The organism is Clostridium sp. MF28, assembly GCF_002969175.1.
Lineage (GTDB): Bacteria > Bacillota > Clostridia > Clostridiales > Clostridiaceae > Clostridium > Clostridium beijerinckii.
Genome location: NZ_CP014331.1, coordinates 1,717,766 through 1,733,247, shown reverse-complemented (window position 1 = coordinate 1,733,247; position 15,482 = coordinate 1,717,766). Strand labels below are relative to the sequence as shown.

The following is a 15,482-nucleotide window of genomic DNA, read 5'->3' as shown; positions in this document are numbered from 1 at the left end:
AAGGATGGGGAAATAATATGAGGAAAAATAAAATTAGAAAGTTGGTTAGTATTTCTTTAGCTATGTTAACAGTATTATCATTTACAGCATGTGGTAGCTCAAGCAAGAAAACAGATACAGCTACATTAAAGGATGTTTCATTTCCATTAAAAGAAACAGCTACTTTAAAAATGCTTACAAGTGCGCCATCAATTTCGACTCAAGACCCAAATGAAAGAATTATTTTTCAAAGATTAGAGAAAGAAACAAATGTGCATATCGATTGGACGTGCTATACAGATGATCAATTTCCTGATAAAAAGAATTTAGCATTATCAAAAAAAGATACACTTCCAGATGTAGTATTTAATGCTGGTATGAACAATAATGATTTACTTCGTTATTCAAAACAAGGAGTTATTATTCCAGTTGAAGATTTAATAACAAAATATATGCCAAATTTATCAAAAGTTCTAGAAGAAAAACCAGAGTATAAGAAAATGATTACTGCACCTGATGGCCATATTTATTCATTCCCATGGATAGAGGAATTAGGAAGTGGAAAGGAAGCTATTCAAGCTGTTGGAGATATTCCATGGATAAATAAAAAATGGCTTGATGAATTAGGTCTTCAAGTACCAAAAACAACTGATGAATTAGTTACAGTTTTAAAAGCATTTAAAGATAAACACCCTGAAGGAAAAACAGATGTAATTCCAATGTCATTTATTATTAATGCTGTTGGCGGAAATGAAGATCCAGGATTTATACTTGGGGCTTTTGGATTGGGAGACAATGGAGATCATTATATGGTGACTAATGATAAGAAAGTTGTATATTCAACTACTCAAGATGGATATAAAGAAGGTATCAAGTGGCTTCACAAGCTTCAAGAAGAAGGTCTTATAGATCCAGAAGCGTTTACTCAAAAATGGGATACTTTTGTATCAAAAGGAAAAAATGATCGTTACGGTATGTTTTTCACTTGGGATAAAGCTAATATAGCTGCAAACAAAGATGATTATATACCTCTTCCAGCACTTGCAGGTCCTAATGGAACTGTTAATGCTACTAGATCAAATGGATATGGGTTTGATTTAGGAAGATGTGTTGTAACATCGGCAAATAAAAATTTAGAATTAACAGCAAAATGGATAGATAAGTTATATGATCCTCTTCAATCAATACAAGATAACTGGGGAACATATGGTGATGAGAAAAATCAAAATGTATTTGAGTTAACAGAAAATAAAACTTTAAAGCATTTACAATTAGGTACAGCATCACCATGGGAAGTTCGTGCAAATCAATTTGTTTCAGGACCATTAGCAGTTCTTGATAGTTATTATGGAAAGTATACAACATCTCCAGATGATGCCCAAGAAAGATTAGATATACTTCATAAAACTTATGTTAAAGATATGAAAGCTGATTACAATTATCCACCTGTATTTATGTCTCAAGAAGATATAGAAAAACTTACTCAATATGAAACAGCAGTAAAGGCATATACAGAACGTAAGAAAGCTGAATGGATTTTAAATGGTGGAATAGATGAAGAATGGGACTCTTATTTAAAAGAAATGGATGATCAAGGTTTATCAAAAATATTAGAAATTAAACAAAAATATTTAGATGCATACTTTGCAAAATAAAAAACTTATATAAGCGGCTTGAATGGTCGCTTATATAATATTTAAGATGATTGAAAGGAAATGATTATGAATAATATAGTGAGAAATAGTAGTGAAATTTTAAATAAAGCAAGAGTTTTTGAAGAAGAATCTATAAAGAGTATACCAAAAGAACAGAGGCCATTGTTTCATTTATCATCACCAGTCGGGTGGATTAACGATCCAAATGGATTTTCTAAATTTGCAAAGGAGTATCATCTTTTTTATCAATATTATCCATACGATACTAAATGGGGACCAATGCATTGGGGGCATAGTAAGACAAAGGACTTTATAAAGTGGGAGCAGTTACCAACAGCTCTTGCGCCAGATCAGGAATATGATAGGGGAGGATGTTTTTCTGGAAGTGCAGTAGAGTCAGATGGAAAGCAAATACTCATGTATACTGGAGTGTTGGACAAAGTTCAAGAAGATGGGGCTCATATAATTAGACAAACTCAATGTATTGCAATTGGAGATGGAGTAAATTATGAAAAGCTAACTTGTAATCCTGTGATAACAAGTTATTCTCTACCAGAAGGTAGTAATTTAGAAGATTTCAGAGATCCCAAGATATGGAAAGAAGCTGATGGGTTTTATGCTGTAGTAGCTAGCAGGCATGCTGATGGAAGCGGACAAATTCTTTTATATAAATCAAGTGATTTAAAAGAATGGAGCTTTGTTTGTATTCTAGATAGAAGTAAAAATGAGATAGGTAGCATGTGGGAATGTCCAGACTTTTTTAATATTGATGGAAATAATATCATGATTATTTCACCAATGGAAGTAAAGGCGAATGGACTGAAATTCCATAATGGACATAATACGGTGTACTTAATTGGAAAATATGATAAGGAAAATCATACGTTTAATAGAGAAGAGTATGGAACTATAGATTTTGGTTTAGATTTTTATGCTCCTCAAACCTTAGAAGCAGAAGATGGAAGAAGAATTATGATAGGATGGATGCAATCATGGGAAAATAATATTGTTCCAAAAGACTTTAAGTGGTGCGGAATGATGAGCATTCCTAGAGAACTAACAATAAAGGATGGAAAGCTAATCCAAAATCCAATTAGAGAAATTAGAAATTACTATAAGAATTCTGTTAAATACGAGAATGTATTAATTAAAGATAATGTGGAGTTAGAAGGTATATCAGGAAGAGAATTAGATATGACTCTGGAAATTGATGGTTTAAATTGCGAAGAGTTTATAATTAAAATTGCTAAAAATAATGACTATGAAACATTAGTTACTTTTGATCCAAGAAAAGATATCATTTCATTTGATAGAAGTTATTCAGGGAAACTTTGTGATTCCTTACATAAGAGAGAAATGAATATAAGAAATCAAAATGGAAAGATTAAGCTAAGATTAATTATAGATAAATACTCTGTTGAAATATTTGCAAATGATGGCGAACAAGTAATGACATCTACTTTTTATACTAACTTAGATGCAACAGATATTTCGTTTTGTGCTAAGGGTGAAGCAAAAGTAAGTATTGAAAAGCATAGTATTGTTTTAAATTAAGGATTATATTTAGATGTGTTTAAAAAAGCGATTAAATTAGGCTTTATAATTCAGCTACTTTTAGATACATAGATAAGTATAAAATTTTCAACAAATATTAGTTTACAAAGCAAATTTCTATAGTTTAATAAAGATAAACTAAGATAGATGGAGGATTAAGATGAGTAAAAACATTTTTTGTATAGGAGAGCTTTTAATTGACATGGTTTGTGTTGATAATAAAGGATTAAAAGATGGAGAAAAGTTTGAGAAAAAAGCAGGTGGAGCGCCAGCAAATGTTGCAGCATGTATTTCTAAATTAGATGGAAATGCTTATTTTTTAGGACAAGTTGGTGACGACTACTTTGGGAAACATTTAATAGAATTGTTAAAAGATCTGAATATAAATACTGAAATGGCAGTAGAAAAAGGTAGTACAACAATAGCACTAGTTGGTATAGATAAAAATGGTGAGCGTAATTTTGATTTTCTAAGAGGCAGTGATGGAGAATATTCATTTAATAATATTAATTTATCAAAAATAGCTAACTCAGATATCATTCATTTTGGTTCTGCTACAGGATTTTTAGAAGGTGAATTAAAGAAAACTTATTTTAAATTATTAGAATATGCAAAATCAAATAATATATATGTGTCTTTTGATCCCAATTATCGTGATGCATTGATAACAGCAGATAAATTAGAAATGTTTATTGAAGATAGTGTTGAGTTCATAAGAAAAAGTGATTTCACTAAGCTAAGTGATGAAGAGTTATTTCTATTAACTAAAGAAAAAGATGTAACAGCAGGAGTTAATAAATTGCATGAATTAGGCGTTAAGGTTGTAACTATTACATTAGGATCTAAAGGAACATATCTAAGTGTTGATGGACAGCATGAAATAATTCCATCCATTAAAATTAAGCAAGTAGATTCAACTGGTGCTGGAGATGCATTTGTTGGAGCCGTATTAAAACAAGTATCTGATATTGAAAATAAACAAAATATAAGTTTTGAAGAATGGAAAGACATAATTTTATTTGCAAATAAAGTAGGTGCTATTACATGTACAAATTATGGAGCAATAGCATCAATGCCTATTTTAAGTGAAGTAAGAAATTTAGTTTAATATATACTGCAGTAATAAATTTGTATTTAAACTTCTAATAAGCAAAGTGCCCAGCTAGGTAAAAATTTAGAGGCTCAATTGTAACATATATACTAGTGTGAAAAAATACAATAAATAATATTAGAATGTAATTGTACTAAAAAATAAGAGGAAAAGTGTGTTAATGAAAATCTGTATTGTGTAAATTAAAAAAAAGAGTGTAAAGAGTAAATAATTTTATTCTCTAGGAAATTATATAGTTGGACAATCTGTTGATAAATTATGAGAAAGGCTGATTCAAAATGTTTCCTTTTAAAAGAGAATAAAAAAAGAAAATATATTCGCCTGCCAGATTTTTCTCACATGCGTTCGAAAAGGCAGATGCGTAAAAAAATCTACAGCTCCACAGTCGCCTGCGATTTTGTTCTTAAGTGAAGCTGGTTTTAGCTTAAATTTAGTATAATATGCTTTATTTACACTCTTGTTTGGCATAATAATTGCTTTAAATAAGAAATTAGGTAAGTATTTAGTTGAAAATTTAAATAGAAGTGTTATTTATAGCTTTGGATATATAATGGTTAGTACTAAAAATTAAAACTAGGGATTAAAGGAAAGTGATAATGCCATGAAGCAAATTGATAAAATTTATAAGTATATATTATCAAATTCTAGGGAATTTACTAAAGAAAAATTATTTAAAATCAAGGGATTTAGTGCGCAGCAAGTTGCTGAACACTTGGGAATATTAAGAAGCAATGCTTCTAGAGAGCTTAATGTTCTTTGTAGGGAAAGGAAAATAATTAAAATTAGAAATAGACCTGTTCTATATTTTGATAGAGAACAGTTTATTAGAATATTAAATGTAAACTTAAATGATGAATGTGAAGAGGGGATAGAAATTAATGATTTTATCAATTTGTTAGAGGATAAAGAAGAGAAATCACCTTTCGACTCGTTAATAGGATTTAATACAAGTTTGAAAAATCAAATAGAACAAGCAAAGGCTGCTTTATTATATCCACCGAATGGGTTGCATACTCTAATAATCGGTAGTACTGGTGTTGGTAAAAGTTTATTTGCCAATATGATGTACAAATACTATAGAAATATAAAACAGTCACAAGAGGATCCGCCATTTATAATATTTAATTGTGCTGATTATTCTAATAATCCTCAACTTCTTCTATCACATATATTTGGACATGTCAAAGGCGCTTTTACAGGAGCTGAAAAAGAAAAGGAAGGGATAGTTGAAAAAGCTGATAGAGGCATATTGTTTCTAGATGAGATACATAGATTACCACCAGAAGGGCAAGAAATGGTATTTTACTTTATGGATACGGGAACCTATAACAAATTAGGCGAAACAGATAGACAGCATAAAGCAAATGTGCTATTAATTGGAGCTACAACAGAGGATCCAAATTCTACGCTGCTTAAGACTTTTATTAGAAGAATCCCTATAACAATAACTATTCCACCTTTTGATGAAAGACCTATTAATGAAAAATTGGATCTTGTACAATATTTACTTTCTAAAGAAGCACAGAGAGTGAACAAAACTATTAAGATTTCTTCGGAAGCAATTAAAGCCCTCATAGGCAGCACTAATTATGGAAATGTGGGACAGCTAAAATCTAATATACAATTGGTTTGTGCAAAGGGATTTTTTAATTGTATTAACACAAATAAGGACATTGAAATAAATTTAAGTACATTACCTCCAAATATAAAAAGCGGAATATTAGCTTTTGGGAATCAAACTAAAGATAAAACGACTATATGGAATATGATTCCTAATAATATTACGATTCAGCCAGATGGAAATAGAAAATTTTTAGAAACAGATGATTATGAAACACCATTTAATATTTATAGAATAATAGAGAGTAAAACTTCTGTGCTTCAAGAAGAGGGCATGAATGATGAAGAAATAAAGACATTTATTACTACAGATATTAGCATTCATTTAAAACAATTCTATGATCGATTCAACAATGATATAAGTCGTAGAGAAGGCCTATTAAAGATTGTTGATAAAAATATTGTAGAATTTTCAGAAAAGATAAAAATATTAGCTGAAAACAGATTGAATAGAAAATTAAATGAACGTTTTATCTATGCAACAAGTCTTCATTTTAGTGCATTATTTAATAGGATTAAGAAGAATACTGTTTCCTATGAATCAAATATTGATTTATCGATACCAATTGAAAGCAAAGAATATGAGGTCGCTAAAGAAATTCATGCACTTATTGAGAAGAACTTTAATCTAAGTATACCTAATGTTGAGATTGAATATTTAGCATTATTATTAAATTCAATACGAGAATCATCTCGTCAAGAAAGAGTTGGAATTGTAGTAGCATCACATGGGTCAGGAATTGCAACTAGCATGGTTAGTGTAGCTAAAAAGCTATTTGAAGCTGATAATATTCTTGCTGTTGATATGCCTCTTGAAAGATCACCATCGGATGTTTTAGATAATGTTATAGAAAAAGTTAAGCAAGTTGATGAGGGAAAAGGCGTATTGCTTTTAGTAGATATGGGATCGTTAAATAGTTTTGCAGATGTTATTACAGAAAAAACAGGGATAAACATAAAAAGTATTGATATGGTTTCAACTCCACTAGTTCTAGAAGCTGTTAGAAAGTGCTCTGTTTGTGACGTTGATTTAAATTCAGTATATTCGTATTTACTTACTGATTTTAGGGGATACACTAATAATATTAACACGCAGACAATTCAAGAAACTAAGGAAAAAAATAAGGCTATAATTACAGTATGTTCTACAGGAAAAGGGGCAGCTATAAAGCTTAAGGAATTGGTAGAAACTGTTACAAACAATATTGGTATTAAGAACATTAATATTATTTCACTTGGGCTTAAGAACTTAACTAAGTCAATTAAGAAAATTCAGGAAGAAAATAATATTTTGGCTATTATAGGTATTGCAAATCCGAATCTTGGAATTCCATTTATATCTATAGAACAATTAATCGATGGAACAGGGGAGAACATATTAATAAGTATTATCCAAGGTAAAAAGATAGAAGCTATAAAAAATACGGGAGATAAGCAAATAATATTTGAAAATATTTGTAAAGAAACCATTGCCGAGTTTATAACATTTCTTAATCCACAAAAGATCTATTCCCTATTAAATGAATTCTTGAATTGTACTGAAAGGTTATTGAGTGAAAAATTTGAAAATCCAGTTAAATTACGAATCATGTTTCATGTTGCATGCGCATTGGAGAGAATGTTGCTGAATAATGGATTAGTATATGATGAATGTGATATAAATTTTGACAAAAAAATTATAGAAGCATTAAAAGAAGCTAGCGTGATTTTCAAAAATGCATTATCAATAAATCTAACAGATGATGAAATATATTATATTGCTGATATAATTGGATGAAACTTGGTTTAGTATAGGACTTTAACTAAAACATTAAATTTTAATTAGTATATATGTTGTGATAATAATTTTAAGCTCAAAACTCTATTAAGCTGAGTGCACGATTAAAACCAGGATTTGGAAAATTAATCGCAATATATAAAAAAATTATGACTTGAAAATATGAAATTTAGAAGTTTACTGCCATTAATACATGGATTTAAAAGGATCGTGTGTTAGTGGCAGTTAATTTTTATATACATGTGTGTTAATTCTACAAAATTATTTAATAAACTGTGTTAAATGTGATTTGAAGTATGTAAATCTTAAATTCATAGTGTAATTAAAAATATTTAAATATCAAAAAAAGGTAGTTATAGCCTTAGCTTTGGATGATTTTTTTATTTACATTCTTAGTTGGCATAGGAATTGCTATGTATATAAATATAAAAATAATATATGTAGCAAGAAAGGATGATAAAGTAATGATCTCAGTAATTATAGGTACCCATGGTATATTTTCAGAGGAGATTCTTAAATCAGCAGAAATGATTTTTGGAACTCAGGAAAATGTAGGTGCCGTTACATTTAAACCAGGTGAAGGAATTGAATCACTTGTAGAAAAATATAACACTCTTATAAAAGAGTTAGATTCAACAGACGGAGTACTATTTATGGTAGACCTGTTTGGAGGAAGTCCATTTAATGCGGCAAGTATAATTGCAATGCAACATGAGAATATGGAAATTGTAGCAGGTGTTAATCTGCCAATGATTTTAGAGGTTCTAGGAAGTAGAGATTTTTCAAGCATAACCGAATTGTTAAGAGTAGCAGAAAACTCTGGAAAAGAGTCTATAAAAGTTTTAACTAAAAATATCAATATAGATGAAGATGAAGAAATTATATAAGTATTTCAGATAACTGCATTTTTAGTTCCATAATTATAATAGGTAAAGTTAATTGAGAATGCTAATACATAAGTTCTTTGGAAGATAATATTGAAAATTTATGCAACAAGTTATATCAATATAAGCGCAATTTAAGTAAATATAAAAATTAAAAGATAGGAGATAAAAAAATGGAAATTAGCTTTGTAAGAATAGATGACAGATTAATACATGGACAAGTAGCAACAGTTTGGACTAAGGAGAGTGGGTGTAACAGAATATTTGCCTGCAGTGATGAAGTTGCAGCAGATGACTTAAGAAAACAATTAGTAATTCAAGTAGCACCTCCAGGAATAAAAGCATATGTGCTTCCAATAGCAAAAGCAATTGAAGCATATAATAATCCTAAGTTTGACAGTTTTAAAACTTTATTTTTATTTACAAACCCTACAGATGTATTAAGAATGGTTGAAGGCGGAGTACCTATTAAATCTGTAAACGTTGGAGGAATGTGCTATAAGGCTGGTGATAAACAGGTTACAAATGCATTATGTATGAATGATAATGATATTGAGGCGTTTAAAAAGCTTAATGAAAAAGGTATCGAATTAGAGGTAAGGAAACTAGCAAAAGATACTAAGATAAACTTAATGGACAGATTAAAAGAATTACAATTTATATAAGTATATAAAAACTTTTTTATATAAATTAAAAAAAGAAAGAGAGGAATTATAAATGAGCACTTTACAATTAATTTTATTAGTAATAGTTGCAGCAATTACTGGTATGGCAAGTGTACTTGATGAGGCACAGTTCCACAGACCAATAATTGCATGTACACTAGTAGGCCTTGTACTAGGGGATATTAAAACAGGAATTATACTAGGTGGAACACTTGAAATGTTAGCATTAGGATGGATGAATGTTGGTGCAGCTATGGCACCAGATGCAGCACTTGCAAGTGTAATTTCAGCAATACTTGTTATAATTGGTAAACAGTCAATTGGAGCAGGTATAGCAGTTGCGGTTCCAATAGCAGCAGCAGGACAAGTTCTTACTATATTTGTGAGAACAATTACAGTATTTTTCCAACACTTAGCTGATAAATATGCTGAAAAGGGTAACACAAGAGGAATAGAAATGTGTCATATACTAGGTTTATCACTTCAAGCAATACGTGTGGCTATTCCAGCAGCTATAGTAGGAGTACTTGCAGGAACAGATGCAGTAAATGCGGCACTTGCAGCTATACCACAAGTTATTACAAGAGGACTTCAAGTTTCAGGTGGATTTATAGTAGTTGTTGGGTACGCAATGGTAATGAATATGATGAATAGTAAATCATTACTACCATTCTTCTTCATTGGATTCCTACTAGCAGCATTTACAAACTTCAATTTAATTGGTTTTGGTGCTGTAGGTGTTATTGCAGCAATATTCCATATAAAATCAATAGCTAATGAAGGTAAAGTAGCAGTAGCTGGAACTGGAAGCATTGATGATATCGATGATTCAGACTTAATGTAAGTACAGAAAGGAGATAAAATAATGAGTGAAAAGAAATTAAATAAAAGTGATATAGTAAAAATGTTTATCCGTTCAAATTTCTTATTGGGATCATTTAATTTTGAAAGAATGCAAGCAATAGGTTTTTGTGTTACATTAATTCCAGCTTTGAAGAAATTATATAAAGGTGACGAATTAAGTGCAGCACTTAAAAGACATTTAGAATTCTTTAATACACAACCATTTATGGCAACACCAATTATGGGAATAACAGCAGCAATGGAAGAACAAAAAGCAAATGGTGCAGATATAGATGAGGGATCAATAAGTGGTGTTAAGATTGGTCTTATGGGACCACTTGCTGGAGTTGGAGACCCAATATTTTGGGGAACACTAAGACCTGTACTTGCAGCATTAGGGGCAGGACTAGCACTTACTGGAAGTATAATCGGACCACTAATTTTCTTCATAGGATTCAATGTAATAAGACTTGCAACAAACTGGTATGGAATGTTCTATGGATATGAAAAAGGAACTCAATTAGTTGCTGATATGGGAGGAAATAAACTTAGATATCTTACAGAAGGAGCTTCAGTACTTGGATTACTTGTTATAGGTGGTCTTGTTTCAAAATGGACAACTGTTAATATACCTTTTGTTCTCTCTAAATATACACAAGCTGATGGAAAAGAAGTAGTTACAACCATTCAAAGTGTATTAGACAGCTTAATGCCAGGATTAGTTCCACTTTTACTAACATTTTTATGTATGTATCTACTAAAGAAGAACGTGAATCCATTAATAATAATCTTTGGATTATTTGCAGTAGGTATTTTGGGCGTAGCTTGTGGAATATTACAGTAACTATAAGTTCAACCTATAACTTAATTTAAAAAACTATAAGTATAAACCAACTTGTACAATAAAATAGCATAGATTACTAATTATTATATATTTGGATTTAGATTCAATATAGTATAGTTGTGAAATCTATGCTATCAAATTACTCGAATCATATCTTGATAAATTAAAGTCCATATGAAAAATTTGATTACAAAGTAAACGTTATCTAAACGAGGGGCTTTTATAATAAAGTAAATTCATATGAGGTCTTTAGATAGAAATACAAAATGTAAATTACTTAAAAATTATATTCATAAGATTAATTTGTTTAAGGAATAAAAAGATAAACATTATTAAAAGTAATGAGAAACGGGGTAAAGAAATGAAAAAATTAAAGTTAAAATTATTAGCGATAGCGGTAGCAACTACTACAACGGCAACAGCAGTTCCTTTGATAGGAGTGTCAGCAGCTTGGAAACAAAATCAGGGAGAGTGGAAATATTTAAATGATTCTGGAGAAGACAAAACAGGTTGGATTAATGACAATGGTACATGGTATTATTTAGATAGCTCAGGAACAATGAAAACAGGTTGGGTAAATGATGATGGTACATGGTATTATATGCAACCATCAGGGGCAATGAAAATAGGTTGGATTAATGATAATGGTACGTGGTACTATCTAAATAATTCAGGAGCAATGAAAACAGGCTGGGTAAATGATAGTGGTACATGGTATTATATGCAACCATCAGGGGAAATGAAAACAGGTTGGATTAATGATAATAATACATGGTATTTTTCAGATATATCAGGAGCAATGCAAACTGGAGTAGTTCAAGTAGATGGAAAAGTTTATTATTTAGATGAAACTACAGGAGCTATGCAAATCGGAAATATAACGGTAGCTGGAAAAAATTATATATCTAATCAGAATGGAGAAGTAATAGGAAAAGATTTATTACCAACTAAAATATTTGATTCAAATGGAATTAAAGTAAGTGGTAATGCAACTACTACTAGTAATAATACACCAGCAGCAAATGAACAAAATAGTTCTAGTAGTAATGGTAGCAGTAGTGGTCATCATCATAACAATGATAATAGTCAAGTTAATAAAGTGTCTTTAATAAATGCAATAGCAGCGGCAAAATTAAAATATACAGCAGCAGTAGAGGGGACAGAAGTAGGGCAGTATAAAGTTGGGTCAAAGTCCACATTTAAAATAGCTATTGATGCAGCACAGGCAGTTGCAGATAATACAGGTTCTACGCAAAAAGATATAGATTCGTCAGTAACAGCAATGGCAACTGCTACGACTATATTTGATAACAGTATCAATAAAGATGTTGATTCCAGTACTTCGACTAATTATTTAGAAAATTATCGTGAACAGTATCACTATTCTCCGGCTAAAGCTTGGGCAAATGACCCGAATGGAATGGTTTACTTTAATGGAGAATATCATTTATTTTATCAGTATAATCCAGATGCCTCAGTATGGGGACCAATGCACTGGGGACATGCTGTTAGTAAAGATTTGATTCATTGGACAGAGTTACCTATTGCTTTAGCACCAGACGATGGTGGAACAATTTACTCAGGATCAGCAGTTATAGATAAGGATAATACTACTGGTTTCTTTGATGGAATTGCAGGCGGAGGATTAGTCGCGATTTATACTCAAGATTATATGGATAACGGTGCAGAAAGACAAAAACAAAGTATTGCTTATAGTAAGGATAATGGAAGAACGTGGATTAAGTATGAAGGTAATCCTGTAATAGCATCAGACGCTGATCCATTAAATAATTCTGCATTTAGAGATCCTAAAGTATTCTATAATGAAGAAGCTAGAAAATGGTTTATGGTAGTAGCAGGAGGTCCATTAAGATTTTTCTCATCAGATAATTTAAAAGACTGGCATCCAGAAGGAATGCAAGATGAAATTCAAACAGAGTGTCCAGATATATATAAATTAGAAGTTGGAGATACTGGAACATATAAATGGGTATTAAGTGAAGGTGGCAGATATTATCGAATTGGAGATTTCAAAGAAGTAGATGGTGTGTGGAAATTCGTTACTGATAATGATGAACATTTGCCTATGAATTTTGCTAAAGACTCATATGCGGCCCAAACTTATTATGGTACTAATGAAAACGGTACACCAGATGGACGAAGAATTATGATTAATTGGATGAATAACTGGGATTACTGTAATAATGTTGCTCCTATAACAAAAATTTTTAATGGATCTTTTGATTTACAAACTGAATTAAAATTAGTTAACACAGATGCAGGAATTCGTTTAATACAACAACCAATAGACGAATATAAAACTTTACGTAAGGCACCTACGACTTTTAATAATGTTACAATTTCTCCAGATCAGCCTAATGTTATGAGTAATTTATCAGGTAGCCAATATGAAATTGTAGCAGAGTTTACACCTGATGCATCTACAAAAGAAGTTGGATTCAAATTAAGAGTTGGAAAATCTGCAGATCAGGAAACTATAGTTAAATATAATACTCAAACTGAAGAAGTAACACTTGACCGTTCAAAATCGGGAAAGTCACCAAGTGCAGATAAATTCTTACAAGCTTATAGTCAAAAAATGGGTAAAACATCTGACGGTAAGATTCAATTACACATTTTTGTAGATGCAGCTTCAGTAGAAGTATATGGAAACAATGGTGAAGTAACTGGTTCAGCTCAAATTTTCCCTAATCGTTCTAGTGATGGCGTTGAAGTATATTCAGTTGGTGGAAATTCGACAGCTACAATTCAATATTACCCATTAAGTAGTATTTGGAATAATGAGGTTGCTGGTAAAGATTCTGCATTAGTATCATTGAGTGAGGGTGATCTAGGCAAAAAAGTAGGTGATGAATTTACTATTTATACAGCTACAGTTCCAGAAACAGCAGAGCAAGGTGTTACTTGGGAATTTAATCATGATGTCTTAGAAATTGTAAGTCAAGATGATGAAAAAACAACATTTAGAACAAAAAGTGTAGGAAGCACAACTTTAACTGCTGTGTCTAAGGATCAAAAGTCAAGGAAAACAATTAATATAAACGTATATGATAGTAACCCAAGTAGTATAATTGCAAGTTTAACTAATTTTGCTACTGCTGGAGACTGGTATGTAAAGGATGATATCTATATAGGAAATAGTTCGGGCGATGGATTTGCGGTAGCAGAGCAAACTTATAATAGTGAAGTAGCATCTACATTAGAAGTTAATGCAGATGTATCAGATGGAAATACTGCAGGTCTTGTGCTATTATCTCAAACTGCAAATCCCAAAGAAGGATCTATTATAGCAAATGTAAATAAAAATGGTGAATATAGAGTGTTTGTATTCACAGGGATTGATGGGAATGGAAATGCCGCTGTTAGTGATTTAAATAGTGGTATAGTTCCAAAAACTGAAGATAATATATATAAATTAAGAGCCGAAGTAAATGGTGCACATATTAAGTATTGGATTAATAACGAATTAGTTTGTGATACTAATCAAGATTTTACAACAGGAAGATTTGGATTAAATGTTTATGGAGGAGCTACATCATTTAAAAATGTAACCCTTAAAAACAATACTCCAAGCACTGAAACAAGTGTTTCAGGTTCAGGTTTAACTTTTGATAATACACCAGAAGACTTACATGTTTCTGATGATAGTTATGTAGTAGATGGTGGCAAGAACAACAATGGTTTTGCAATTTCAGACCAGAATATAGATACAAGTCAAGGAACTTATATTTTAGATACAGATTCTAAAATTTTAGGTGACTGGCATAATCAAAATCCAGCAAATGGTGATGTAGTAGGAGTTGTATTACTTGCTCAAGGCGATAATTACTTTGGAGATGGAGGAATTATAGCTAATGTTGGAAAATGGGGTCATTATAGATTGTTTGGACAAGTTCCAGATGGAACTGGCGGCATGAAAGAGGTTACATTTGCAGAGGGTGATGTTCCAGAAGCACAATATAATAGATACCATTTAAAAGTAGAGCTAAATGGAGATCATATTATTTATTGGATAAATAGTAAAAAGGTATGTGATATAACTCAGGATTATTATACAACCGGGAAATTTGGATTGAATGTATGGAATGGAGCATCCGAGTTCAGGAATATAGTACTTAATAGCAATTCTATAGGAAGTGAAATAGTGAAAACTGAGACAACAACAGGAGCGGCAGTCACAGTAGATGAAACAGCAGGAATAGAGAAAACGGAAATCGCGATGACAGGAGATAAAACTACATCGGCTGAAATAGTAGCAACAGATGTAGCTGGAACTGATACTTCAGGAGATAAAACAACAGGAGCAGATGCAACTGAATCCGGCGTGACAGAAACAGCAGAAAAAGTAAATGAAAATATAAAAAAGTAAAGTTTTGATTGTGTGGAAGTAGAGAAATTTAAGCCTAATTATATTTAAATTACTGTAAGAAAATGAGACAATACTATCTCAAACTGAAAGGTAGTATTGTCTTTTTAATGAAGAAAAGAAATATATAGTTTGTAGTTTTTATTGAATTTGTTTCTATAAC

9 protein-coding genes are annotated in these 15,482 nt (G+C 31.1%); all 9 read left to right on the top strand.

Features of this window, described 5'->3' with window-relative positions; all coding sequences use genetic code 11:
* Window positions 1–17 precede the first annotated feature (17 nt).
* The 9 genes from AXY43_RS07730 (at window position 18) to AXY43_RS07690 (ending at window position 15,322) form a co-directional block, all read left to right on the top strand.
* Window positions 18–1,634 (top strand): extracellular solute-binding protein, encoded by a 1,617-nt coding sequence (locus tag AXY43_RS07730; protein ID WP_105411354.1) that lies wholly within the window; start codon window positions 18–20, stop codon window positions 1,632–1,634.
* A 66-nt stretch (window positions 1,635–1,700) separates the two neighbouring features.
* Entirely contained in the window at window positions 1,701–3,188 is a 1,488-nt protein-coding gene (locus AXY43_RS07725; protein ID WP_105411353.1) for a glycoside hydrolase family 32 protein, read from the top strand.
* 160 nt (window positions 3,189–3,348) lie between these two features.
* Entirely contained in the window at window positions 3,349–4,296 is a 948-nt protein-coding gene (locus AXY43_RS07720; RefSeq protein ID WP_105411352.1) for a carbohydrate kinase family protein, read from the top strand.
* Between the two features lie 604 nt (window positions 4,297–4,900).
* A complete protein-coding gene (locus tag AXY43_RS07715) occupies window positions 4,901–7,696 on the top strand; it encodes a sigma 54-interacting transcriptional regulator (RefSeq protein WP_105411351.1) in 2,796 nt (931 codons plus the stop codon).
* A gap of 464 nt (window positions 7,697–8,160) precedes the next feature.
* The gene (locus tag AXY43_RS07710; RefSeq protein ID WP_065416863.1) at window positions 8,161–8,583 is read left to right on the top strand and encodes a PTS sugar transporter subunit IIA; all 423 of its coding nucleotides are present in this window, start codon (window positions 8,161–8,163) and stop codon (window positions 8,581–8,583) included.
* A 170-nt stretch (window positions 8,584–8,753) separates the two neighbouring features.
* A complete protein-coding gene (locus AXY43_RS07705) occupies window positions 8,754–9,245 on the top strand; it encodes a mannose/fructose/sorbose PTS transporter subunit IIB (RefSeq protein WP_105411350.1) in 492 nt (163 codons plus the stop codon).
* A 52-nt stretch (window positions 9,246–9,297) separates the two neighbouring features.
* Window positions 9,298–10,089 (top strand): PTS mannose/fructose/sorbose transporter subunit IIC, encoded by a 792-nt coding sequence (locus tag AXY43_RS07700; RefSeq protein ID WP_041898903.1) that lies wholly within the window; start codon window positions 9,298–9,300, stop codon window positions 10,087–10,089.
* Between the two features lie 21 nt (window positions 10,090–10,110).
* On the top strand, window positions 10,111–10,932 hold the full coding sequence (locus AXY43_RS07695) for a PTS system mannose/fructose/sorbose family transporter subunit IID (protein ID WP_105411349.1): 822 nt from the start codon (window positions 10,111–10,113) through the stop codon (window positions 10,930–10,932).
* A gap of 361 nt (window positions 10,933–11,293) precedes the next feature.
* Window positions 11,294–15,322 (top strand): GH32 C-terminal domain-containing protein, encoded by a 4,029-nt coding sequence (locus tag AXY43_RS07690; protein WP_105411348.1) that lies wholly within the window; start codon window positions 11,294–11,296, stop codon window positions 15,320–15,322.
* The last annotated feature ends 160 nt before the right edge of the window (window positions 15,323–15,482 follow it).